General features: G+C 35.4%; 24 protein-coding genes. 1 reads left to right on the top strand and 23 read right to left on the bottom strand.

Annotated features, from left to right (window positions below):
- Positions 1-124: 124 nt before the first annotated feature.
- The 8 genes from HWV59_RS11985 to HWV59_RS11950 all read right to left on the bottom strand — a co-directional run bounded on the left by HWV59_RS11985 (position 125) and on the right by HWV59_RS11950 (position 8,422).
- Positions 125-1,477 (bottom strand): YheC/YheD family endospore coat-associated protein, encoded by a 1,353-nt coding sequence (locus HWV59_RS11985; protein WP_175638925.1) that lies wholly within the window; start codon positions 1,475-1,477, stop codon positions 125-127.
- A 140-nt stretch (positions 1,478-1,617) separates the two neighbouring features.
- The gene (locus HWV59_RS11980) at positions 1,618-2,214 is read right to left on the bottom strand and encodes an SCO family protein (RefSeq protein ID WP_175638924.1); all 597 of its coding nucleotides are present in this window, start codon (positions 2,212-2,214) and stop codon (positions 1,618-1,620) included.
- A gap of 40 nt (positions 2,215-2,254) precedes the next feature.
- Positions 2,255-5,920 carry a multicopper oxidase domain-containing protein gene (locus HWV59_RS11975; protein WP_175638923.1) on the bottom strand — a complete coding sequence of 1,222 codons (3,666 nt, stop codon included), beginning with the start codon at positions 5,918-5,920 and terminating at the stop codon, positions 2,255-2,257.
- Between the two features lie 17 nt (positions 5,921-5,937).
- Positions 5,938-6,249, bottom strand: a complete 312-nt coding sequence (locus tag HWV59_RS11970; RefSeq protein WP_235991715.1) for a hypothetical protein — start codon at positions 6,247-6,249, stop codon at positions 5,938-5,940.
- A 33-nt stretch (positions 6,250-6,282) separates the two neighbouring features.
- A complete protein-coding gene (locus HWV59_RS11965; RefSeq protein ID WP_235991714.1) occupies positions 6,283-6,669 on the bottom strand; it encodes a hypothetical protein in 387 nt (128 codons plus the stop codon).
- A gap of 22 nt (positions 6,670-6,691) precedes the next feature.
- A complete protein-coding gene (locus HWV59_RS11960) occupies positions 6,692-7,480 on the bottom strand; it encodes a hypothetical protein (RefSeq protein WP_175638922.1) in 789 nt (262 codons plus the stop codon).
- A gap of 36 nt (positions 7,481-7,516) precedes the next feature.
- Positions 7,517-7,981, bottom strand: coding sequence for a hypothetical protein (locus HWV59_RS11955; RefSeq protein WP_175638921.1), 465 nt, complete (start codon positions 7,979-7,981; stop codon positions 7,517-7,519).
- A gap of 21 nt (positions 7,982-8,002) precedes the next feature.
- Complete coding sequence (locus HWV59_RS11950) at positions 8,003-8,422, bottom strand: hypothetical protein (RefSeq protein ID WP_175638920.1); 420 nt, start codon at positions 8,420-8,422, stop codon at positions 8,003-8,005.
- A 204-nt stretch (positions 8,423-8,626) separates the two neighbouring features.
- Here HWV59_RS11950 and HWV59_RS11945 point away from each other — a divergent pair, with 204 nt between their 5' ends.
- Positions 8,627-9,460, top strand: coding sequence for a hypothetical protein (locus tag HWV59_RS11945; RefSeq protein ID WP_175638919.1), 834 nt, complete (start codon positions 8,627-8,629; stop codon positions 9,458-9,460).
- 87 nt (positions 9,461-9,547) lie between these two features.
- On the opposite strand, the gene HWV59_RS11940 is transcribed toward HWV59_RS11945, so the two are convergent.
- From HWV59_RS11940 to ymfI, 15 genes are all read right to left on the bottom strand, one after another.
- Complete coding sequence (locus tag HWV59_RS11940; RefSeq protein ID WP_175638918.1) at positions 9,548-10,132, bottom strand: hypothetical protein; 585 nt, start codon at positions 10,130-10,132, stop codon at positions 9,548-9,550.
- Between the two features lie 132 nt (positions 10,133-10,264).
- Entirely contained in the window at positions 10,265-12,427 is a 2,163-nt protein-coding gene (locus tag HWV59_RS11935; protein ID WP_175638917.1) for a DNA topoisomerase III, read from the bottom strand.
- 184 nt (positions 12,428-12,611) lie between these two features.
- A complete protein-coding gene (locus HWV59_RS11930; protein WP_175638916.1) occupies positions 12,612-13,484 on the bottom strand; it encodes a 2-oxoacid:ferredoxin oxidoreductase subunit beta in 873 nt (290 codons plus the stop codon).
- A 1-nt stretch (position 13,485) separates the two neighbouring features.
- Positions 13,486-15,222, bottom strand: coding sequence for a 2-oxoacid:acceptor oxidoreductase subunit alpha (locus tag HWV59_RS11925; protein ID WP_175638915.1), 1,737 nt, complete (start codon positions 15,220-15,222; stop codon positions 13,486-13,488).
- Between the two features lie 185 nt (positions 15,223-15,407).
- Positions 15,408-16,331 (bottom strand): dipeptidase, encoded by a 924-nt coding sequence (locus HWV59_RS11920; protein WP_175638914.1) that lies wholly within the window; start codon positions 16,329-16,331, stop codon positions 15,408-15,410.
- 100 nt (positions 16,332-16,431) lie between these two features.
- Positions 16,432-16,692 (bottom strand): stage V sporulation protein SpoVS, encoded by a 261-nt coding sequence (spoVS, locus tag HWV59_RS11915; protein ID WP_003181955.1) that lies wholly within the window; start codon positions 16,690-16,692, stop codon positions 16,432-16,434.
- A gap of 215 nt (positions 16,693-16,907) precedes the next feature.
- Positions 16,908-17,702 (bottom strand): TIGR00282 family metallophosphoesterase, encoded by a 795-nt coding sequence (locus HWV59_RS11910; protein ID WP_175638913.1) that lies wholly within the window; start codon positions 17,700-17,702, stop codon positions 16,908-16,910.
- A gap of 256 nt (positions 17,703-17,958) precedes the next feature.
- Positions 17,959-19,521 carry a ribonuclease Y gene (gene rny, locus HWV59_RS11905; RefSeq protein WP_407941574.1) on the bottom strand — a complete coding sequence of 521 codons (1,563 nt, stop codon included), beginning with the start codon at positions 19,519-19,521 and terminating at the stop codon, positions 17,959-17,961.
- A gap of 478 nt (positions 19,522-19,999) precedes the next feature.
- Positions 20,000-21,031, bottom strand: coding sequence for a recombinase RecA (recA, locus tag HWV59_RS11900; RefSeq protein WP_175638912.1), 1,032 nt, complete (start codon positions 21,029-21,031; stop codon positions 20,000-20,002).
- Positions 21,032-21,342: 311 nt separating this feature from the next.
- Positions 21,343-22,590 carry a competence/damage-inducible protein A gene (locus HWV59_RS11895; protein ID WP_328824246.1) on the bottom strand — a complete coding sequence of 416 codons (1,248 nt, stop codon included), beginning with the start codon at positions 22,588-22,590 and terminating at the stop codon, positions 21,343-21,345.
- Between the two features lie 23 nt (positions 22,591-22,613).
- On the bottom strand, positions 22,614-23,192 hold the full coding sequence (gene pgsA, locus HWV59_RS11890; protein WP_175638911.1) for a CDP-diacylglycerol--glycerol-3-phosphate 3-phosphatidyltransferase: 579 nt from the start codon (positions 23,190-23,192) through the stop codon (positions 22,614-22,616).
- Positions 23,193-23,326: 134 nt separating this feature from the next.
- A complete protein-coding gene (locus tag HWV59_RS11885) occupies positions 23,327-24,208 on the bottom strand; it encodes a helix-turn-helix domain-containing protein (protein ID WP_175638910.1) in 882 nt (293 codons plus the stop codon).
- Positions 24,209-24,224: 16 nt separating this feature from the next.
- Entirely contained in the window at positions 24,225-25,016 is a 792-nt protein-coding gene (locus HWV59_RS11880) for a DUF3388 domain-containing protein (protein ID WP_175638909.1), read from the bottom strand.
- 108 nt (positions 25,017-25,124) lie between these two features.
- Positions 25,125-25,382, bottom strand: coding sequence for a DUF3243 domain-containing protein (locus HWV59_RS11875; RefSeq protein WP_175638908.1), 258 nt, complete (start codon positions 25,380-25,382; stop codon positions 25,125-25,127).
- 69 nt (positions 25,383-25,451) lie between these two features.
- Complete coding sequence (gene ymfI, locus HWV59_RS11870) at positions 25,452-26,162, bottom strand: elongation factor P 5-aminopentanone reductase (protein ID WP_175638907.1); 711 nt, start codon at positions 26,160-26,162, stop codon at positions 25,452-25,454.
- Positions 26,163-26,202 lie beyond the last annotated feature (40 nt).

Below are 26,202 nucleotides of genomic sequence, written 5' to 3'. Positions count from 1 at the left end.
GTACAAGAAAACAATCTTTATCCATACTGAATAGAATTTTACACGGAAAAAAGATAAAATGCGAGTCTAGTTTTTGGGATACTAGGTAAAAACTAACCAGTTACTAGAAGTTACTATAAATCTATTATTTAAAACCTGCCAAAACTGATGCATACTCAATAGGTGTTATGTGAATCGTATTTAATAATTCATTTTCCTGAAGAAGGTGCAAACTCTTTTTCCCATAAAGGTTATTCACTTCCAAAATCCATGGTTTAAAATGATGATCAATAATAACATCAATTGCAACATCTCCAAAGTGACCTAATCTTTTATCTATTGTTTCACATACTTTCATGCATGCTGTAACGGCATCTTTCATTACTTTTTTTGCTTCTGAATCTCTCATTTTATAGACAATTTTTATTGTTTTTTCGCCACTTGTAATATGGGCAAGATGTTGTAAGTTTGTAACTATACTGTCCTCTTGAGCAACTCTACCAATTATCCCTTGACATACCCATTCAAGTTGGGTGTTCTTTTGAAAATATAAACGAAAATCAAATTGTTTGTTTTTATAGACTGTTGGAACACCTTGTTGAATAATATAGGCTTTATTTAGAAGAATCTGATCTAAATACTGGCCTAATTTATGAATTGAATGGAACATTTTCTTTTCTTTATTATTATTTAGTAGTAAAATGCCATCCTTTTCTTTCTTTAATACAAAGATACCAATCCCTTTCAACCCTTTTATTGGCTTCATATAGATGGTTTCATATTTTGGAATCATTTGAACCAAATCATTAAATGATTTATAGAATTTGGTTTCCGGGAGAAACTGATTGACCTGTTCATCTAAACAGGCTTCCCATAATTCAAATTTATTAAAAAAATTTGTATTAAAAAGTTTATTTCCAGTAGCATCTTTTAATGAAATCTCTTTTTCTTGCGGAATCCGGATCTTTTTAAAAAATGAGTCTGGATAAGGAAATTCATCAATAATCCAACTATTTTTGATTTTATTCGTTCCATAATAATAACCTTTAATGAGTTGATTATTGATATCAATACTGTCACTCGAACAAATAAGAATAAATCTGCCGTAATCTTCATCCAATTTAAATCGATTTTTATAAATTTCTAACGTATTCTTCGTTATTTGTTGAAATTTATCTTTCACGATACATGCAATGTATGGTCCAATATGAATAACATTCATATTCACCTTTATGTTTAAATGCATACTCTCTGGGATTTTATAAGGAAGAAGATTTTTAGATAATCCGATTTCATTCAAAGACAGATGATTATTCGTCATTATCATAAAGCGTTGAGACCAATTCCCGAATTTGATAAACACATGCTTTGTATTTATTTGATGCTTCCTAAGAAATGATTTTGATAATTGTATTTTAGGAAGCTCTAATTTGCCTTCTTTATCCTTGTTAAAACGTGTATTTATTTTTTCATTAGCATTATAGACAATTTTTATCATGTACTACACTCCAATTTTCGTGTCTTAGAAGTATTCTATGAAAACTTGTATATATATGATATTTATCAAGATACAATTGGGTGTATAAAAAAACATTACTGCCATTTGACAGTAATGTTTTTATGGAAATGAAATTCGTTTTACTCATTATTGACCAGTTCAATAATATCCTGTAGTATTCTTTCCTTTTCAACAGGTTTTTTCCCATTAGCCATCTCATACAAAGCACGGATTTGGTTTTCAGAATCTATTAAGTACATGGTAATTGTGTGTGAAAAGAAATCACCATCTAATTTTTGATACTGCATTTGTAAATCCGTGGCGATTTTCTTTGTTTGCTCAGAAGTGCCTCTTAACCACTTCCAACCTGAAGGATCGGCATGAAAAGCACTCGCATATTGTTTTATAACAGAAGGACTGTCATGTTCAGGATCAATTGTTATTGCAACAAGTTCAACATCCTCTGAAAATAACCCTTTACTTTTAAGCTCTGCTTGAAGATCCTTAAAATCAACCATTGTCATTGGGCAAATATCAGGGCAATTTGTATAAAAGAAAGCTACCAGCTTTACCTTTTCATTATCTAATTCATAAATCCCTCCATGTACTTCTTCCATTTGAAATCCTTTAATTTTATCCATAACTGGCAATTGATCATCCTTTGGCCAAAACCAATAAACTAAAATAAAGCCAACTAAGCTGATGAAAAGAAAAATCAAAACTTTAGCTTTCCTCATAAAGCCACACTCTCTTCTAAAAATATATGCAAAATATGCATTATTTTTTGTTTCGCTTTAAAGCAGCCAGGTTTTTTTGTTTCTTTTCATGTACTCGGAAAATACCCCACATTCCTTGTTCAATGTCCCAACGAATGTTACCGGAACGATACATATAGTCCCCAGGGTTACTTAAAAAGCCACCAGCCCCATAATGTAATGCTAAATCCCGAGCATGCCCGATTACAATATGGTCTTCAATTGACTTTACTTGTGAAAAAATATCTCGATCGTCTGTATGCCAATAATGTCCATGCAAATGGAAGGTATGTGCACGTCTACGCTCTGATGGATTAACTAGTCTAATAGTTACTGGATCCCCAGTATATGCTTCAAAAACAGGTGTAGACGGATCACCATGAACATTTGAACTAAATAAATCTTTTAATACAGGATGTTTACGGAGACGATTAATCAATCGTTCAGTTCGATAATTAAAGCCCCTTGATCCATTATCATACGTATCAACTAAATCACCAATCTCATCAGGATCTACTCCAGTTAATATTCCGTCCACTGGATCTATGATGACACAGCCATTTTTATCTTCTAATCTCGCTCCATCATACATGACTAAAACAAATTCTCTTTTTTCTGGTAAAAATGGTTGCTGAAGTATAACATTTTCACTTGTTATAATTGCAGCTGTTCGATTGATTGGATCTAAAACCTTTGTACCTCTAGGTTCTGCAATGAATGCACCAAATGTACCTAGAGACCTATGGTTTCTAATATCAGCCATATCCCACATTCCACATGCACCTACAGCTACATCTACGTACCATCGATATGTTACCACTTCACCGGGTCCTGCAGTTTGATCTGGATTAAAGCCAACTGTTTCTCCTGCAGATGTTTTCACGTCATATTGAATGAGCTGTGGATGTAATGAAATTCTTACTGATGGCGGATAAAAAGCTTGTTCTTTAACAGGAGGATATGGCCAAATTCCATCCGGGAATGGGAATTGGTCAAATTCTAGTAAACTTCTTAAATTCACTTCAACAACATCGCCCTGATTCGCTCGAAGAATAAGTGGAACTGGCTGTTTCTTTCCACATAGGATGTCTTCCATATCTTCTTCGAGTGCAAATACAATTCCGAACGGGTCTGTTTCTTCCCAGTTGCTATATATAATTGGAGTATGAAATGCAACAATATTAAATTTCTTAAAAGGTGCGTTTGCTGGTGCTTCTACGTCTACATATTTTGGAGGCTCAGGAGGTTTTCCATTACATACAGGTAAAGGTTTTGTTCTTTCAGGAGGACAAGGACGATCTGGTAACGGGATTAAGCAGTCAACTTTCTCATCAAAAGCACGAATTAAGCCCCAGCACCCATTCCAAAGATCCTCTTCCGTCTCAAAGCTCCAAAGATAATCACCTGATTTCGTAACTTCCATTTCAAATGTAAAGGATTCTGATATACCAATATGTTCTTGTGCCTGAAACTCAGTCTCTACATCAGGACGCTCCTTCTTCCATCTCAATCCATGGATATTGAAACTATGTGATTCTTCTTGTGCCCCTTGTAGAACACGAACTCGGATTGGGTCTCCTTCATAACAGTTTAAGATTGGTGTAACTGGATCTCCATTCACAAATGAACTGAATGAATAGGCAGGATCATTGTCTTTTCCTAACCGAAACTGTAAGGGTTCATTTTTATAGTTAACAGCAAATAGGCCGGGGTCATCCTGTGAGCCGGGATATTCTGGCGGGTTTAATGGACATCCATTTTCATCAAAGAGTAACGCAAAATCATGAACCATTAGAACAAAATCCCGATAGTCGGGTATAAGAGGGTGTGTCACGGTCACTTGTGGACCAACAACAGTTTCCTCACCAGTCTTTGAATCTAGGACTTCAGAAAATCTGCCATGAACAACTGATGCACCAAAAACACCGTGCTGCTGATGATAAGCTGCAAACAAATGATCATGGAAAAACCAGGCTTTTAATTCAACATCTGCAAAATATTCATACCGGATTGTCTCGCCCGGTAAAACGCTTGAATCATAGTTCCAACCAACATTAGCACCATCACTAACTAGTACATCAAATTTTACAAAGTGAACATGAAAAGATGCTTCATATGTTCTCGTAACTAACTGAAACGCATCACCACTTGCTACTTCCGGAAGTCGATTCGTAAAATTCACCGAGATACATGAACCAGCATTCATATGAAGAATAAGAGGTTCCGGTTCTTTTCTACCTGCTAACACATCATCTACATCTTCATCAAGTACATAGATTCTTCCTTTGGGATCATTCCAACCTTGACGGTTATAGATGATTGGAATTTCAATAAGAGACACATTAAATTCTTCAACTACAGGATTTTCCTCGATAATACATGGATCAACAAATACAGCCCCTGGCCTTGCTGTCGGAACAGCTGCATTTCGTTCCAGCTCTGTTAATCCTCTATCACCTACTATCCCAAGAGGTGGTCGGGGAGCTTTACAGCCAACTTTTCCCGGAATAAAATTTGGAAATCCCGGTTTTTCCTTTGTAGGTTTGGGTGGAATAGGACGGTCTGGTAGTGGTTGCAATGCTTTAATTGGAACTCCATTTGGATAACACTGGCTTCCATCTTGTAAAGTATCAAAAACTCTATTTATTGCCCACATACCAACACCAAAATGTGGATATAAGTGACAGTGCATAATAAAATCTCCATAAGCTCCAACAAGAGATCCTAATCCATAAAGAGTATCAATGGTATACCAAGTTTGCGGACTAATTGATAATGCATCAAAAACGTCTGAATCCGTGTTGAGTGGATCTCTAAAAAAACTATGTGCATGATAATGAAAAACATGAGTTTCCTTTACGCCAGCATGAACAAGTCTAAATTTAGCCGGATCCCCTCGATACCCCTTATAAATTGGGGTGGCCGGATCACCAAATGTCCATGAATCATGGTGTACTTCTTCTCCTTCACAATCTGGACAAACAACACCCTCTTCAATTAGTTTTTGACGATTTTGCACAGGTTCATACCGATAATTAATTGCATGAGTTGACTCCCGTTCCTGATTTGTTACAGGATCAAGCGGCCGATTTCCAGTAATATCCTTTGTGGACATTTCATCATGAAAAATGAAGGCATACTCACGAAAGGATGGTGAAAAGGGATGATGGACATCTGCATATACACCGCTTTTTAATGGACCACCTGTTTCCGGATCTGTCCACCATGAACCTCTCTTTTGAATAAAAAGACAACCAAACAAACCATTTATACTCGTTCCTTCGTCACTGCTATCCGGATTACCTAAATCAGTAAACAGCGCGATTCCTTCATGATTGAATTGTAAACGATATAAAATTTTCTCCCCGGGCTCTGCTAAAGTACTTGGATTAAAACCAACATTTGCACCATCAGAATTTAGCACATCATAATCAGCTTCTTGAAAATGCATGCCTGTTGCATAATGGATTTTATTCTCAAATAACACCTCTACGGTATCCCCTACATTTGCTCGAATACATAGTGGTTGAACTAGCTCAACTGGTGTAAACGGATTTTTCTTAACCGCTTCTTTTACCTTGTCTTCATTTTCCTTTAATACGTACATCATCCCAGTTTCGTCGTAATCACCAAAATTATTTAATACAATTTTAATTGGAATTGCAACAACGTGGAAGAAACGTTTCATACGTTATCACCCTTTTCCTACATATCGTCTTTTAATTGTGGAATTTTAGGCATTCCCTTCTGTTCAATATAAAACACTTCAATTTGATGGATATGAATGGACCATATCCTGTCTTCCAGCTCTCCAATTGAGGATACTTTAACATCAACAACTACATTATCACCCACTACCTCAACAATGCGTCCTATAAAAACAAACGGAAAGGATGGAGTTAAGATAAAAATATTTTTACCCACTCCTGCTTCAAATTCATTTATTAAGGCTTCATCATGTATATCATTGGTTGAAGGAATCGTAATATTAGTAAATGCTGCCCGATTTTGGTTCACAAGGAAAACCTCCTTTTCATTAAACAACTCATACTAAGTAAGTGGAATTCGCTGATTACAATCAAAATTCGGTGTGAAATGTGCTATCTTTTCTAAAGGAATATTTAAAGGTGTCGGAAATTGAAAAAATGGTGCATTAATCATTTTAATATTAACTGGAAATAACGTAACATCTCCTTGTGTGACATTAATAATCGTCCCACAAAAAATTGGCCGAAATGTTTGGCCAAATAAATTAAGTTGATCTGATTCGGTCACAATTAAGATGCTTTCATCAATCAAGCCTTGAAGTTCCTCAAACAATCGGTCCTCTATATTGGAAATATTAATTGTAATGGCTCCATTGAAATATCTATTGTCTTTTTGATCATCCTTTTCTTGTTTATGATGCATTTCTTCTTTCTTTTTTCTTTCTGTCATGTCAAATCTCCCCCTTCTATAATTAACGTGAAAGCGTCTTATAAAAATGGCTAATTAGACTAAAAAGACGCAATGTTTCAATAAATTTCACTTCCCTTATTTTTAGTGAAACATCTTCCCCAAAAAATATAAGATTAAGACTTGTTGCATCTACTTGACGAATCTTTCCTATTTTTTTTGTCCTTTCATTTAGATAAACAGCAACAAATGTCTCTCTCCAAGAGTCTAAATTAGTTTGAAGTGACTCTTCAAAAAATTGCTGCTTTAATAAATCGCGCTTTGATACCGTTTCACCAAATTGATGTACCAGTTTTTTTCGTAAATTATTATCATAAAGATAATGTTGGTGTGTATTTGAATAGTTAGGAATTCCAAATGGTATATTAGCAGATTCTATAACAGAATATGGTATCCACATTCTTTCCCTTAAGTTTGTTATCATCACAAAATCACGCCCGACGGTACTCACTTTACCTTCTTTGTAATGTGCTTCAGCACCAATTTTGAAATATATTTCAACTTGTTGATTACGTTTTGATTTAAAAAACTTTCGTAGCTTAATCAATTTCCCCCTTTTTTCATCATGCTTTGAAATATTAAACATATTCGCCCGATCAATATATTCCATTAGAAGTCTTGTTTCTTCTGTAGTTGTACTAGTCGTTGGAGATGTAAGGCCGAGTCCATTTTTTATATTAAACTCATTTATAAGATTTTCTTTTTCTTGTTCTTTTTTTCTCTGTTCTAACAATTTCTCTGTGTATTCGTTTAAATATAGTTTTTTAGGCGGTTTACCCTTATGCCTCTCCATTGAACATAATCCCCCTTAGCCAAGGTGGTTAACTGCTTATACTCTTAACGAATAATAAATTAAAAAAGATGTGCTTAAAACTAGACAAGTAGAAAACAGACTAAATATTATCGTATTCTGCTGAATAGTCTCTACATATGCAATAGGTAGACTACAGAGTGCGGGATCTAATACAACAGCACCAAACATACTTCCCATAACACTACCTAAAATCCCTTGAGAATATCCAGCTAAAAGAGATTGAAATTTCACTAACGAACCAAACAAAACACCTATAAAGCCACCAGTGAGTACAGTTATAATCATCAATGGTACAGAAGGAACTGAGAACAAAAATTGAATGTTCATTGCAATACTTAAACTTATCACTCCACTTAAACTCATGGCCATAATCATGCCAAAACGGTCATTAAAGATTTTCTTTTTTCTAACTAGAATTTTATAAATTGTAATACTAATTAACATGTTAAATATAACGGTACAAATAAGAAATATAGTCATTGAGAAAGTATCCTTTCATCACTATGTATGTCTTGCAGAAAGGACGAATAACAAAAGTGACAAAATAAACATTCCTTCTAAAAAAAATAAAAAGATAACACTATTTTTTGCAACTGCCCCAATCATCGGAGCCATTAGTCCCATCATTAACCCATTTGCATAACCAGTTAAAAGTGTTTGATAATCAAATAATCCTCCAAATAATGCACCAACTATCATACCGATCATCGTTGTTACAATCGTAACTGCAACAAACTGCATAGGAAATTGGTAAATTAAAATAACGCCTGTGACGATCGTAATAAATCCTCCAGCCATATTCGTAATGTTCATTCCTAATTGAAAACCAATCAGCTTTCTAATGTGAAATAAATACAAATAAGTTATTGCGAGTAGCAACAAATTCCCATAAAGAAGAAACCCTAGATAACCTCCTAGCATGAAAAAACCACCTTATGATCGTCCTATGGTTCATTTGTATGAAAACTAGGCTTGTCGTTATTCTATTGATATTCTATCAATTGGATTTTTTTTGTAATTAAATTGTTGCCATTTAAATTTACCCCTTTATTAATCTTTATCTTTCATCGCCCATACCAAAACCAATTTCCATCCATATACTGGGTATATAACTATGAAAGGAGTGTGCCTTCCATTAAACAACTAAGAAGAAAGAATTCTAAAGTTACAGCTAAGAAATTTAATAACGAAGATATTCACTGCTTTGATTGTGCCCCAGATAAAAACAATCGTGATTTTTTCTGTACATCAATAACATGTCCTGTGGACCACCGTCAACCAGCATTCCCCTCTCCTAACAGTACATTCTCACTAAATGAATTGGCGGAGATTACAGAATGTATTGAACAAGCTAATGAACTACTGCTCTCATTAGCGTTAGAAAGAGATGAAGAAAATTTAAGAACCATTCAGTTAAGTTTAAAAAAATTAGTGAATCAACATGTTTCCGTTACCATAAATTGTCAGGAAGAGCAACAAGGACTGGAGGGATACCTTGTCGATGTTGGCTTGAACTTTGTCCTTTTAGAGTCTAGCGTTGGAAACATTTTCGCTATCCCATTTGAACGAATCATTTTAATAAAAGATATAAATATAGAAGAAAAAAATTCAGAACAAAAACCAAAACTAATTGATATTCATCCTTGTCTTAGAAGATCTCTTACATTTAATTTTGCTCAAGTAGTTTCAAAAAGTCCTTTTCTTATCAACCTTTTTTTCGGTTTAAAATTAGAATTATTTCTGGAAAGCTATGTAGGGTGTTTCGTGTATGTGAGAGCTGATAAAAGTAAAGATGAATTAGACGGAGTTTTAAGGAATGTTAATAATAGAAGAATAGAAATCACTATGGATAATGAAAAACAAGGTATAGATTTTGATGAAATGTGTTGGATTGAAATTGAACAAGAAGCATTGACTAACAAGTATTTGAATTGTAATGAACATCAAATTTCTACGTAATTTGAATTAAATAAAAGAAAGAGAAAGCCTTCGAAAAGAATTCGGAGGCTTTCCCTTTCTTTTATTTGATATCATCCTTGATACTCTTTATATATTAATTCTAACTTTACAACCTTTATGCTTCCATAATTGAAAATTCAGGTCATCTGTAAGACCAGCTAATCGTATTTCGAAACGTTCGTCACATAATGGAATGGCATGATCACAAAAGCAAGTAAAGTCTTGATGACAGCGGTCATGATGATGGCTACACTCTTTTTTTCTCTTTTCCAACCAACTACAAGCAGCTTTTTTACATTTCATGCATTTATTATTTCTTGCCCTCATAGAAATGCGTCTTTTTTGATCATCCTTATCTTTACATTCCAGGCATCTATGAAATTCTATACATTTACACGAATCGTGACAATGACATTTATCAGCAATTTCACGACATTTTGGATCCAGCCATTTAATATTCGTAATTTTTTCTGTCATAATAGTTGTTAGACAACCTTCATCTACTATGTCGACAAAATCAAGACCAACTTGATAAATTGTTCCTTCAACATAATAATGGTTCGAATGTTCATGAATATCGTTGATATATTTAAACCTTACGGCTTCAGGACCGATACCTTGTATGTTCTCATTACCTAAGCCTTTATTGTTTAACACTTTCCTAAGATACATATTCTCCCCTCCTAAATGGACTAATGTAGCATATGAATATTCCATTTAGGGGGTTCAATAATAGGGTGATTGCCTAGATTTTTGGGTTATAATTCTATAGCTAACAACTAACAATCATGATAGTGTTATAAACTATGTTTTTTTTGAACCTACTTCAAAAAGAAAACTAATTTTTCCCGATTTCCATTCCAACTTTGCATCAAAAGTCTTTTCACCTTTTTTAAAGCCTTTTATCAAGTTTGTCTGACCCTCTTTTAAAAGTTTTTGTGCATTAGTATGCGAAATCTTCTTCCCAAGAACCTTTTTTGATATGGTAAATTTACATTGATTATTTTTGTAGTTTGCACAACCATAAAACTCGCCCTTATCGACGACATCACCATCACAAAGCTTACATTTTCCAACCTTCTTTCCTATCGTAAATCGTGATGAGGAACTTCGTTGAATGGATTCAACCTTTAAGCCTTCAAAATTCCATGAGTTTGAAACAGTGATCGCATCTGAAACGATTTTCGAAGAAAGCTTTTTGGTTTGTTCCATAAAAGCAGAAGGTGATGCCTGCCCCTCACCAATTTCTGAAAGTCTTTGTTCCCATTTTGCTGTCATTTCCGGAGAAGCCAAAATATGATCACCAATCGCCCTGATTAGAACTTTGGCTTTATCAGTTGCATAAACTTGATTTTTCTTAATTTCAATATATTTTCGATCTTTAAGCATCGTAATAATACCAGCTCTTGTGGCTTCTGTTCCTAATCCTTCCACTTTACTTAATACCTTTTCAAGTTCGTCATTTTCTAGGTACTTACCTGCTGTTTTCATTAACGTTATTAATTGACCTTCTGTATACCGTTTAGGAGGTTGTGTTTTTCCTTCTTTTGTATCTATTTTATCCACGATTCCATTATCATTTATTTGCAGATTAGGCAGCAACTCATCTTTTTCCTTATCATCCTGAAAAATGACTTTACGCCAGCCTTCCTGAATTTGCTGCTTACCTTTTGTTATAAATTCCGCACGATTATCAACGAGTGTAATGAGAGTTGAATAATCGTAAATTGCCTGGTCATAGTGGGCAGCAATCAATCTTCGGACGATCATATCATAAATTTTTTGTTCATCTGCAGGTAGCTTCTTGGGATCACGTACTTGTTCTGTCGGGATTATGGCATAGTGATCTGTTACCTTTTTTTCATTCACATAACGTGGGTTTTTTAGAATAGAATTTTTCGGTAAAGGAAATAGGTTTCTATATTCTTCAAAAGCACTTACCTTTTGAAGAATCTCAGGAAACTGTTCTGCTTCACCCCTTGTAACATATGTTGAATCACTTCTTGGATAAGAAACGATTCCTTTCTGATACAGAGACTGAACGATATCTAATGTTTTCTTTGGCGAAAATTTGAATGCCTTGTTAGCAGTTGCCTGAAGAGATGATAAATTAAATAAAAGTGGTGGCTGATATTCTTTACGTTCGGTCTTTAAATCCTTAATGGAAGCTGGCTTACCATTACAAAATGCTGCAATCTTATTTGCAAGCTCCTGATCCATCACTCGTGTTTGCTGATCTTTATGCCATTTTCCTTTATATTTTTTACCATTCACCTTAAAAGTGGCAATAATTTCCCAAAAGAGTTCCGGTTTGAATTCATCAATCTCTCTTTCACGTTTGACAATAAGCGCGAGTGTTGGTGTTTGAACACGTCCTGCAGAAAAAACATCATTCATTCCATGGTCTTTTAACAGAAGAGAATATACTCTTGATGCATTCATACCGACTAACCAATCAGCACATGCCCGGGAATAAGCTTCATAAAATAGATTTTTTGTTTTTTCATCATCTAATAACTGTTTAAAACCTTCATATATTGATGCAGGAGTTAAAGACGAAATCCACAATCTTTTGATTGGTTTTTTTACACCGATCAAATGAATAATATTCCGAATAATTAACTCTCCCTCTCGCCCAGCATCCCCTGCATGGATAATTTCTGTAATTGCTGGATTTGTAAGAAGCTGTTTAATAATATAAAACTGCTTTGCTTTGGATTTCGTTACCTCATATTGAAACTTCTCAGGAATGATCGGCAACATTGGAATGGACCATTTTTTCCATTCAGATTTGTATGCTTCCGGTGGACTTAATTCTGTTAAATGTCCAATCGCCCATGTACAAAATGCTCCATTAGGGAATAACTCATTTGGTTTTATTTCAAAATACCCATCCCGTTTTATTCGTTGAAATTGTGCACAAAGGGTTGAAGCTTGATCAGGCTTTTCAGCAATGATTATTTTCATAACTTTCTTACACCTACTAATTTACTTTTCTTATTCTAGTTTACTTTATATTTTCTACTTTGAAAAATTACAGAAATTCAATTTTACATGATGTTTCGTAATAATTTCAATTGGATAAAAATTCAGACATTCATTTTCTAACAAGTAAAGGACTGATGAATCATCATCAGTCCTTTTTGCTAACTTACATAAATTCTGCCACTAGTTTATTGAACTCTTCCTCATCTATTTCTAGTTGCGTTTGTGAAAGCGGAGTCTCGCTGTAGCCATTGATCATATCTTGGTATGATTTTTGCTCTGTATTTTGATAGATTAATCCTGTTACTAATCCATTATGTTTCATCAACGTTTGCATAGCCAACTCTTTGTTGTGTGGATCATATTCTTCAATTGTTGCAAGTTTTGTGAGATTTTCTTTAAACCAGTCATATGTGTTTACTTTATTGTACGTAACACAAGGACTAAATACATTGATTAAAGAAAAACCTTTATGGTTAATCCCAGCCTCAATTAATGCTGTTAAATCTTTCAAATCAGTTGAAAAGCTTTGTGCAACAAAAGTTGCTCCTGCCGTTAATGCCATTTCCATGACAGAAAGTGATGATTCAATTGATCCTTGTGGTGTACTTTTTGTCACGAACCCTGCATCACTTCGTGGTGAGGTTTGCCCCTTTGTCAGACCATAAATTTGATTGTCCATAACAATATACGTGATATCAATATTACGGCGAATCGCATGGATGGTATGGCCCATCCCGATTGCAAAGCCATCACCGTCTCCACCAGAAGCAATAACGGTTAAATCTTTATTTGCCATCTTAACTCCCTGAGCAATTGGCAAAGATCTACCATGAATACCATGGAAACCGTATGAATTGATATAGCCTGAGATACGTCCAGAACAACCAATACCAGATACAACAGCTAAATTTTCAGGTGTAAGACCTACATTAGCGGCAGCACGTTGAATAGCTGCTTGTACAGAAAAATCGCCACATCCTGGACACCAGTTTGGTTTTACATTATTACGGAAATCTTTAAATGTTGTTGCTGCCATGTTAGATCAACTCCTTGCTTCTTGTATGAATTTCATGAGGTAAGAATGGATTTCCATCATATTTTAATAGGGATGATATCTTGCCAGCATGTCCCACATTCATTTTTAATAAACTTGCCAGTTGACCTGTTGCATTATTCTCAACAACAATCACACTTTTAGCTGCCTCTACTAATGGCAGCATTTCTTCTGTTGGGAATGGGTGAATTAAGCGAATTTGTGCATGGTTTACGTTGATTCCATCTGCTTCAAGCCTTGCCATCGCTTCTTCAATAGTCCCTCTAGTTGAAATGTAGCCTACTAATAAAACATCAGGATTTTCATGGGAAACATTTTTATGAACTGGATTCTTAAATTGTAGATTGTTTAATTTTCTTAAACGTTTATCCATTTGATCTACACGATTACTTGCTGATTCCGAAGGCTTTCCTGTTTCATCATGCTCTACACCCGTTACATGGTGAATACCATGTTTCATACCCGGAATAACACGTGGTGATACACCATCCTCGGTTACTTCAAACCTTTTAAAATATGCCTTATTTTCAGCCTCTGGTAAGTCATCAGATACTAATTTTCCACGACGGATTTCAATTTTACTATAATCTAATGGCTCAACAGTTTGTTTTCCTAATGAAAGTTGTAAATCTGTTAAAAGAATAACAGGAACTTGGTATTCTTCCGCTATGTTAAAAGCTTCAATCGTGTCATAAAATGCTTCTTGAACTGTACTTGGAGCCATAACTACTTTAGGTATTTCTCCGTGTGTGCCATAGATCATTGCCATTAAATCAGATTGCTCCTGCTTTGTTGGCAAACCTGTACTTGGTCCACCACGTTGTGTATCAATAATCACAAGCGGTTGTTCAGTCATTCCTGATAATCCGATTGCTTCCATCATAAGTGATAAACCAGGTCCTGCAGATGCAGTAAATGTACGTGCTCCAGCATAGTTTGCACCAATGGCCATTGTACAAGCAGCAATTTCATCTTCTGTCTGAATAACAGCTCCACCGAATTTAGGTAATTTTTTAATTAAGTATTCCATTATTTCAGAAGCAGGAGTTATTGGGTATGCCGCCATAAAGCGTGATCCTCCTGCAATTGCACCTAAAGCAATTGCATCATTACCGATCATAAACATACGCTTGTTTCCGTCAGCTTTTTCTAAATATAGATCTTCTCGATTATATGAAAGCTCCTCTTTCAGGAATTTCGCTCCATTTTCTATGGCTTGCATATTCTTTGCAACAATTTGTTCACCTTTTCGGCCATAAATTTCTTGGACTACCTCGTGATATTGACCTGCATCAATATCTAAAATAGCACTTGTCGCACCAATAGCTACCATGTTTTTCATAAGCGAAGTTCCAAGTTCTGTTGCAATTTCCGTAAATGGAACAGAAAATAGTGTTATGTTCACATTCTCAGGAATTGTCGGATTGAACTTTGCATCTGCAAGAACAATACCACCATCTCGAAGTTCATGAAAATTCACATCAATTGTTTCTTGATCAAAAGCTACTAAAATATCAAGCTCATCAGAGATAGCACGTACTTGTGTCGTACTAACACGGATTTTGTTATTCGTGTGGCCACCTTTAATTCGAGAAGAAAAATGGCGATATCCATATAAAAAATACCCTAGTCGATTTAAAGCAATTGAGAATACTTCTCCAGTACTTTCAATACCCTCACCTTGCTGTCCACCAACTTTCCAGGAAAGTTGACTAATCATGTATACTACACTCCCCAATTTTCACATTCGATTTATTCTCTTTTTTAGATTTAAACATGTTTTAGTATACTAACTTTTTTATTAGTTGCTATGTAGTTCAAAGCTTAGTAAAATAATTTGATTTACACTAAACGTATTCAATTGTAGACCTTAAAAAGAAAAAATTCAAGAGCTTACATAAAATATTAAAAAGGAAGATAATCAACTAAATTCCGATAAAGGAACTTTTTCACTTGGGTATCAGAATAATGACGAAGTAACTCATTTGCTAATTCTTCATAGCAAGAATAATTTTCAAGTCCAACAATCGTTTCATCAATTCCATCAAAATCTGACCCAAATCCAATTTGATTTTCTCCACCCAATGAGCATAAATAATCAACATGTTTGATAAGAGTAGCAATAGTCGGTTTAGATTGGTCTGAAGTAAAAAAAGGAACAAATGTCACACCTATGACACCTTTTTTCCTAAAAAGTGCAACGATTTGTTCGTCTTTCAAATTTCGAACATGTGAGCATAATTGATAGACATTTGAATGAGTAGTAATTGGAAAGTCTGCTAAATCTAAAGCTTCCCAGAAGCTTCTTTCACTGGCATGTGATAGGTCTGTCCACATCTGTTGTCTGTTTAAAAAGAGAATAACTTCTCTTCCAAAGTTAGTTAAACCTGCATTTCGCTTTTCTAAGACACCATCTGCCACTAAATTGGCATAATTCCACGTTAACCCAACAGAGCGAATCCCAAGTTCATATAACAACTCTAGGTTAGCAATTTGATCGCCTATGGCATCACATCCTTCAAGTGTTAAAATAGCACCTGTTTCCCCCTCTTTTAGGTCTTCAAGATCAGCCTTACTCTTTAATAGTTTTATCTCCGGGAATTGGTGCAATATTTTTTGATAAAAGATATTGATTTGTTGTTGTGCAACAGATAGCCGTTGTGAAAAAGGGATATTCTCAGGTACAAAGATCGCAAAACACTGAATACTCTTGTTTCCTTTTTTCAGACTGGATATATTTACATGTAGACGATCATCCTTAAAAACATCTATTTTTGGATTTTCCCAAAGTTTTAAAAGCATGTCACAATGTGCATCAAATATTTGCAAGACCATCGTCTCCTTCATCTTCTTTTCTTGTACTTATCATCTTTAGCATAAAAAAACAGGGCTTGACTCATAGAGTCAAACCCATTTTTTAGTAGAGGTATTATCTAGGCTCTACGATTAATTTTATAGCAGTACGTTCTTCACCATCTATTTGAATATCTGTAAATGCAGGAATACAAATTAAATCAACACCGCTTGGAGCTACGAATCCTCTGGCGATTGCTACAGCTTTTACCGCTTGATTAAGGGCTCCTGCACCAATTGCCTGGATTTCTGCAGCACCTCTCTCCCTCAAGACTCCGGCTAAAGCACCAGCAACTGAATTAGGATTTGATTTTGCTGAAACCTTTAATATTTCCATTTCTAGTTCCCCCTTATTTTCAATGAATCCTTGAGTGTTCATTAGAACAATCTTTGGTCTATATTGTTTAAAAGGACCTCCCCTAAATTCCTTTCAAACAGTGTTAGTTATATATCCATTGATACTATATTCACTAGAGTTTAAATATATTCCTGCTTGTTCGCACATTATTTCGAAAAATTCACACTTATATATAAATCTACTTTATAAAATGCTTATTCAAAGAACATATGATCATCATTTATTTGAATACGGTCTATTTTACTTGCTTTTCCAGTTTTATCATTTACATCAATTACGACACCACTTAATTGAGTTTTACCCTCTGCAACGTCATGACGGACTGGAAGACCTGTTAAAAATCTCTTTAAAATCATGTCTTTGTCTACACCTAAGATTCCATCATAAGGACCTGTCATCCCAACATCTGTAATGTATGCAGTCCCTTTATCCAATATCCGCTCATCAGCTGTTTGAACATGCGTATGTGTCCCTACAACAACAGAAGCTCGCCCATTTAAATACCAGCCCATGGCTTGTTTTTCACTCGTTGCTTCGGCATGGAAATCAACAAAAATAATCGAAGTTCGTTTCTTAGCTTGTTCAATTAACTCATCAGCTTTTTTAAAAGGACATTCTGAAGGTGGTAAAAATGCACGTCCTTGTAAATTAATAACCGCTATTTCTTTTCCACCTACAGAAATAAAAGTCATACCTTTTCCAGGATTATTTTCAGGAAAATTGGCAGGCCGGATCATTTGAGTTGTATCATCAATAAACTCAAAGATGTCACGGTTATCCCAAGTGTGATTTCCCATTGTTACTACATGTGCACCTTGTTGAATGAATTGCTGATAAATCTTTTCTGTAATACCTCTTCCATGTGCTGCATTCTCTCCGTTGATAATAACAGCATGTGGTTGATATTTTGTTTTTAACTTAGGTAAATATTCTTTCACCATATCACGACCTGGTGATCCAAAAACATCCCCGATAAATAATATTTTCATTTATGTACCCTCTTTACTTTTAAGTATTACATCTAGTGTTGCACAAAATAGTACAAAAGCGCAAGCTCCTTGGTCAGGCCCGACAAGCATAAGACGCAAATGAATAGAAGACGTTTTTTGTCTTCAATTCATTTGTGGCTTATGACCTCGAGGGGCTAGGCGCTGGAGCTGGATGTTAAAGCGTTTATCCACAGTTCAAGAATTTTATAATTTCCTAAACAAACACAAAAATAAAGTGGCGCATTTCTGCACCACTTTATTTTGCATATTCAACTGCTCTCGTTTCTCGAATCACAGTAACTTTAATATGACCAGGATAGTCGAGCTCTTCTTCTATTCGTTTTCGAATGTCTCTCGCCAAACGATGCGCCTGTAAATCATCGATCGTGTCAGGCTTAACCATAATACGAACTTCACGCCCCGCCTGAATAGCAAATGATTTTTCAACACCCTCATAGGATTCAGAAATCTCTTCAAGCTTTTCTAAGCGACGAATATAATTTTCAAGCGTTTCACTACGTGCACCAGGTCTTGCAGCTGATAATGCATCAGCAGCAGCCACAATGACAGCAATAATTGAAGTTGGCTCTGTATCACCATGGTGTGAAGCAATACTATTAATGACAACAGGATGCTCTTTGTACTTCGTAGCTAATTCTACACCAATTTCTACGTGGCTTCCTTCAACTTCATGGTCGATGGCTTTCCCGATATCATGTAGTAATCCTGCTCGTTTTGCCAGTAATTCATCTTCACCAAGCTCTGCAGCCATTAAACCTGATAAGAAAGCAACTTCCATTGAGTGCTTTAATACATTTTGGCCATAACTTGTTCTGAATTTTAAGCGTCCAAGTATTTTAATCAAATCAGGGTGAAGTCCATGAACTCCTACTTCAAACGTCGTTTGCTCACCGATTTCACGAATGTATTCATCCACTTCACGACGAGATTTTTCAACCATCTCCTCGATTCTGGCAGGGTGAATTCGTCCATCTTGTACAAGCTTGTCTAAAGCAATTCTAGCCGTTTCGCGTCGAATTGGGTCAAAGCCTGATAAAATGACCGCCTCTGGAGTATCGTCAATGATGAGATCTATACCTGTTAGAGTTTCTAATGTACGGATATTACGTCCCTCACGTCCGATAATACGACCTTTCATTTCATCATTTGGAAGATTAACTACAGACACGGTTGTTTCGGCTACGTGATCTGCTGCACATCGTTGAATAGCAAGTGACAGGATTTCTTTAGCCTTTTTGTCAGCTTCTTCCTTAGCACGATTCTCACTTTCTTTAATCATGATCGCAATATCATGTGTGAGTTCATTTTCAACCTTTTCAAGAATGATGCTTCTTGCTTCATCTCGTGTAAGGCTAGAAATGCGTTCAAGCTCTGTCTGCTGTTTACGCACAATCTCGTCCACTTTGCTTTCCATCTCTTCAATATGCTGTTGTCTTTCATTCAGAGAACCTTCTTTTCTCTCTAGCATAACCTCTCGTTTATCTAAAGACTCGTCCTTACGGTCAAGATTCTCTTCCTTTTGTAATAAGCGATTTTCTTGTTTTTGAAGCTCATTGCGTCTTTCGCGAACTTCTTGTTCTGCATCAGTGCGCAGCTTATGGATTTCATCCTTTGCTTCAAGAAGGGCTTCCTTCTTAGTAGCCTCAGCGTCACGTTTTGCATCTTCAAGAATTTGCTCTGCTGCATGAGTAGCGCCAGCAATTTTCGCTTCGGCAATCGATTTTCGAACAAAATAGCCAACAACTGCACCGACGATTAGGCCAAGCAAAATGGAGATGATTATTGATACTACGTCCATCATTACACCTCCTCTTGCTATGAACTTGTTTTTCTAGATTAAAGTGTCGGCATGTACATTGTTCAATTATAAGTTGTCAACATACAGCTCAAAGCTTTTTTTTCATGTTGAACTCTTTGCGTCTTTACATGAGATGAGATAAGACAAAATAAAGTACCAACATTTTCTGCTTTCAAAATGCTTCAATCATGATTCTACAAAAATGTAAAATATACATCTCAATTGTAAATCTGTGAATTTTTATTGTCAAGCCTGTCACAATAATGTTTCCACGCATATTGAAAGTTAATATATCAGAAGGAGTGGGTCTAACCCTAAAAATAAGGTTGGATTATGTAGAAATATGTCATATTATTTATTCAAATAAAGTAGATTAGGTTTAATATTGCTATAGTTCTACCTTGGAAATATTTGATACAAATTTATTTCCCCATAATAAAAAGGGCAAAAATTGCCCTTTTAAATAAACATTATTCTCCTAAAGTTCCATTTCTTCCTGGCTTTCATCCGGAGCAATTACCTCTTCATCCAAACCGTAATGTTGACGAATCTTTTCCTGAATTTCTAATCGAATGGAAGGATTTTCTTTTAAGAATTGCTTTGCATTTTCTCGGCCCTGACCTAAGCGTTCTTCATTATATGAATACCAGGATCCACTTTTTTGAACGATATCAATTTCTGAACCAAGATCAATAATTTCTCCCTCTTTAGAAATACCTTCTCCGTACATGATATCAACTTCTGCCACTTTAAATGGAGGTGCAACCTTATTTTTTACGACTTTAATTTTTGTTTTATTCCCAACCATTTCATTTCCCTGTTTAAGAGTTTCAGCACGGCGGACTTCTAAACGAACAGAAGAATAGAATTTTAGCGCTCGGCCACCAGGAGTTGTTTCAGGGTTACCGAACATAACGCCTACTTTTTCACGAATTTGGTTAATGAAAATTGCGATTGTTTTAGATTTATTAATTGCACCTGACAACTTACGCAATGCTTGTGACATTAAACGGGCTTGTAATCCGACGTGAGAGTCACCCATTTCACCCTCAATTTCGGCTTTTGGTACTAATGCAGCAACTGAGTCAATAACAAGAATATCAATTGCACCACTACGAACAAGTGCCTCAGCAATCTCAAGGGCCTGTTCACCAGTATCAGGCTGAGATAGTAATAGTTCATCTATATTAACACCTAATTTTTGAGCGTAGACTGGGTCAAGTGCATGCTCTGCATCAATAAATGCTGCCTGTCCACCTTTTTGTTGAACTTCTGCAATAGCATGTAGAGCAACAGTTGTTTTACCAGAACTCTCCGGTCCATATATTTCTATAATTCTACCTCTTGGGTATCCACCGATTCCTAACGCTGCATCCAAAGCTAAGGATCCACTTGGGACAGTTGATACCTTACGATCTGTTTGCTCTCCTAATTTCATGATAGAACCTTTACCGAATTGCTTCTCTATTTGTTTTAACGCCATATCTAAGGCGGCTTGACGATCGCTCACAAAATTTCCTCCTTTAAATCAATCTATAATAAATATAACGCTTTTTCATTCATTTGCCAAGTAATAATCGAACATTTATTCGATTATTTTCCCCGTAAATAAAATGAAAAAATACAATTTTCCTCTAATAAAAAACTCAAAAATAGACAGTACTTTTCCATACACTATTTAATTTTAACTATTTTTTATTATACTAGGAAACTACAATAATATTGATGCAAAAGAATTGAAAGAAGTATAGTTTACCCATAAATAAAAAAAGCCTGCTATGCAACTCTTTAAAGGAATTTTGCATAACAGACTACATTATATCATTCTATTTCATTTAATAGTTTGACTAAATAATGACATCCATACTTTACCGTTCTGGTACGGATTCCTTTTCTTGAACCCGCTAAATTTAAGGCATATACGTTTGATTGTTCCTCTGACGCAATACCGATGAACACAGTTCCAACAGGTTGCCCTTCATGAGGCTCAGGTCCGGCTGCTCCAGTGAAGCTAATACCAATATCACTGTTAAGGAGTTTACGAACTTGTTCAGCCATTTCCTTTGCACATTGTTCACTGACAGCCCCGTATGTCTTTAGAGTATCTTCTTTAACTTGTAAACTTTGTATCTTTACTTCATTTGTATATGAAATAATACTTCCATTAAAAATTCGAGAAGCACCATTTAAAGAAGTGATGAGTTCTGAAAACATACCGCCGGTAAGACTTTCTGCTGCAGCTACTGTTTTTTTCTTGTTGAGTAGTTGTGCTTTTAACTCATTCATAAGAGTTGTTTCATTAAACCCATAGAAAAATTCTCCTACACGAGCATTAATCTTTTTTTCAACTTCATCTAGCAATTCTTGGGCAATTTTTTCATCAATATGCTTTGCCGTTAACCTTAGTGTGACCTCACCTTCTGTTGCTAAAGGAGCTATAGTTGGATTTGTTTGTCCATCAATAAGGTCTTGAATATCTGTTTCAAGCTGGGATTCACCAATTCCAAAATATCTTAGCACGCGTGAAACAATTTTCTCTTGCATACCAAGTCGTTTCTGAAAATACTCTTTCCCATAATTCTGAAACATTGGCCTCATTTCACTAGGTGGTCCAGGTAAAAGCATATAGATGATTTGATCAACTTCCAACGCCATTCCAGGTGCCATGCCATTATCATTTTTTAATATAGTTGAACCCTCAATAACAAGTGCCTGCTTTTTATTATTTTCAGACATTGTCCGTTTTGTCTGGGCAAAGTATGATTGAATACTTTCCAAAGCATCGATATCAAATACTAGAGTTTTGCCTAAAGTTTTTGAAATAGTTTCTTTTGTTAAATCATCTTTTGTTGGGCCAAGTCCACCTGTAAAGATAATGATATTTGAGCGTTCTTTCGCAATCTTCAATGCTGACTCAAGCCGAGCCGGGTTATCTCCAACAACAGTATGATAATAAACATTTAACCCTATCTCAGCAAGCTCCTTTGACAAAAATTGAGCATTGGTATTGACAATCTGACCTAATAATAATTCAGATCCAACTGCGATGATTTCAGTACGTATATCCATTGAACATCTACCTCTTGTCTATATTATTTAGAATTAACAAAGGCTTGTTTATTTTTATTAAAATAATCCCAACCCGAGTAGACAGTAAAAAATGTTGCAACCCATAATGCAATTGTTGCAAAAGGGATATTCATTAATTCAAATGGCAAGTTATGTAATAATAATGCTGAGATGGCAATAATTTGGGCCCACGTTTTAATTTTTCCTAACATGTTTGCTGCAACAACTTCTCCTTCTCCAGCCAAAACCAGGCGTAAGCCGGTAACGGCAAATTCACGGCTGATAATTAAAATAACCATCCATGATGGGGCTAGTTCTAACTCAACTAAAATGATAAGAGCAGCAGATACTAATAATTTGTCTGCCAATGGATCCAAAAACTTACCCAAATTTGTGACTTGATTAAGCTTTCTAGCATAATACCCATCAATCCAGTCAGTAGTGGAAGCAATGATAAATAAAATTGCTCCAACAAAGTGCGTCACTAAAATTGTTTCATTGCCAAAGGTAAGTTCTCCCCAGTTAAAAGGTGCCAACATAATCACCATAAAAACTGGTATAAGTAATATTCTTGATATGGTAATCTTATTCGGTAAATTCATCTAACTTTCCTCCGTAATCTCTAAAGTATGTTGATAACTAAAATGGGACGACTCATTAAGGGTCTAATCCCTATCCTAACATACCATAGCTAAAGTGTTAGGATAAGGATTGACCACTTCATTTGAGTCTGTCCCTATTCTTTCGTATAAATTATGGTAATGTTTTGAGGTGTCTTCTTTGGATCCTCATATTGGACAAGTTCACCATTGACTTTCAAATCAGTTCCAGGTACATTCCCTACTCGAACTGTAATCTCAGTTTCAGCGGTAAAATCATGTACCTCTGAATTTCCTTTGGCTATTTCTGCTCCAAAGAAAGACTTACCCTTACCATTTTTTATGCCAACCCATGTACGGTCTTTTGCAATAACCTCAAGCTCAAATTTTTCAGCTCCAGTTAATTCATACGTCGTTTTAGATCCTTCTGCACCTTTTAATGTTAGTGTTTGAGCAGGTGTTTCCGGTTCCTTCTCTTCTGCCTCTTCTTCCACTGCCTTTTCATTTTCTTCGGCAGGAGGCCCTTGTTCTTCTTGTTCTTCATTTGTAGCAGTGTTTTCTATTTTTTCAAACTCAACCTCACTTGTTTGATCAGTTGATTGTTCATTAGCTGTGTTTTTTTCAGTTGCATCTTGTCTCCATAACCAGAGGAGAACAGCCACAATGAAAATAACAGCAACCACTGCCAATTTTGGAAGAATCTCAATGAATTTTGAAGCAGTTTTAGGTAACTCCTTATGTGTTTTGACTCTTGATAACTGCTCAGGAACATCTTCTTTGTATGTAGTGGGTACTTCATTTTTATATTCTTCAAAAAGCATTTCCGGATCTAAATCAACAGCCTCGGCATATTGTTTCATAAATGCACGGGCATAAAATTTTCCGGGCATCATTGAATAATTACCCTCTTCTAGACCAATTAAATAACGTTTTTGAATTTTTGTGATTTCTTGGAGTTCATCCAAGCTCATCTTCTTCTCTTCTCTTGCTTGTTTGAGTCGATTACCTAATTCACTCAAGCGTAACACCCCATAATTAAAAGTCAAATCCTGATAGACCTGAAGAGTCAAACATCATTGGTGGACTTTCAACATCTCTATATGTAATTTCTTCATCAGGTTCATTTCGGATTTCTATTATGTAATCAAAATCATCAATTGTGTACTCTGTGTTTTGGACGAAAATGTCTGGATGTTCTACAACTTTTGTTGCAGAAAGTCTCATAATTTCTCTTACCAATTGAAAGTGTTGTTCCGACCCTCTTCTTGTCGAAACAATTCCATCAATTATGAACACATTATCTTCGCTATACTCATCAGCTATTAATTGACTGCGAATTGTTTGCTTTAACAATGTCGAGGATACAAATAACCATTTTTTATTAGCACATACACTAGAGGCAACAATTGATTCAGTTTTCCCTACTCTTGGCATTCCACGAATCCCAATTAATTTGTGTCCATCTTTTTTATAAAGTTCTGCCATAAAATCAACTAATAAGCCCAGTTCGTCACGAACAAAACGAAATGTTTTTTTGTCATCAGCATCTCTTTGAATATATCTTCCATGTCTTACTGCTAACCGATCACGAAGCTTTGGTACTCTAAGCTTTGTAACTGTTATATTGTCCATTGTATTTAAAATTGATTCAAGTCTACGTACTTGATCATTGCTTTCACATTTAAGTAAAAGGCCACGTCTAGAATCATCGACCCCATTGATCGTAATAATATTAATTGACAACATTCCCAGTAATGAAGATACATCACCTAATAGTCCGGGCCGATTTTTTTGTATCTCGTATTCTAAGTACCACTCAAATGGCAAAGAAAGCCCCCCTTAAAATAACCACTACCAACTATAATAAATGATTTTACTAAAAGAAGAAAGTATGAAGACAATGAAATCATTGAAAAAGAGAGGATCTCTCCTCTCTTAATGTGAACCGTTATTTTGAACAAGCTTGACCATCATACTAGCAATGGCATGTTGCTCTTGTTCAGTTGCTACACTCCATAGATCTGCAAGTACTTTTTCTTGTGGATTTTTAGCTTCAACTTGCTTAGCTAAATAATCTCCAATTTCGAATGCTAAGTTAGAAACAACTTGCTCATTCATACCTTCGTTTTGAGCGTGGTGCAGGCGATCACCTAAAAAATTTTTCCATTCATCCCAATTTTCTAAGACAGACATAGGAGTTCCTCCTTTTTAATTGATACAAAATTATTGTTCCTATAGGAGGTTCAATTTATTCATCATTTTTTAGATCCATCCACCATTTACAGAAATGACTTGCCCTGTAATATAAGAAGCCTTTTCAGAGGCTAAAAAAGACACTGTATCAGCAATTTCCTCTGGTTGACCAAGTCTCCCAAGAGGAATTTCCTCTGATAATTCCCTAATTTCATCCTCAGAAAAATGAGACAACATTTTTGTTGAAACAGCTCCGGGAGCAACTGCATTGACTCTTATTTTGCTTGGTGCAAGCTCTTTTGCCAATGCCTTTACATAAGCATTTTGGCCACCTTTTACCATTGAATATAAGACCTCACAAGATGCACCTGTAATTCCCCAAATAGAAGATATGACAATAATGTTACCGGATTTTTTTCGAATCATAGGAGGAATGAGTTGTTGTACTAATTTAAACGGACTAGTTATATGTAACTGAACCATGTTATCGATATCATCATCTTGCAAATCTGTAACTAATCCGTATAAACTAATACCGCTGTTTAACACAAGTAAATCAATAGGCATATGAATCTGATTTAATAATGCTTTAACACCTGATTTCACTGTTAAATCGGCTTTTACAGGAATAATATTAGTTGAATATGCTTTCAATTCTTCTATTGCTTGAGCATTTTGGTTGTAATGGACATAGATTATGTAGTTATCTTCAATCAGTTTTTTTACAATGGCAGTGCCAATTCCTCCACTTGCCCCTGTTACTAATGCATATCTTTCCATAAGTACTCCTTAATATATCGAAAATAAATTTCTATTTTTT

It is taken from the genome of Metabacillus schmidteae, from assembly GCF_903166545.1.
Lineage (GTDB): Bacteria > Bacillota > Bacilli > Bacillales > Bacillaceae > Metabacillus > Metabacillus schmidteae.
This window is presented reverse-complemented; position numbering and strand designations above follow the sequence as displayed.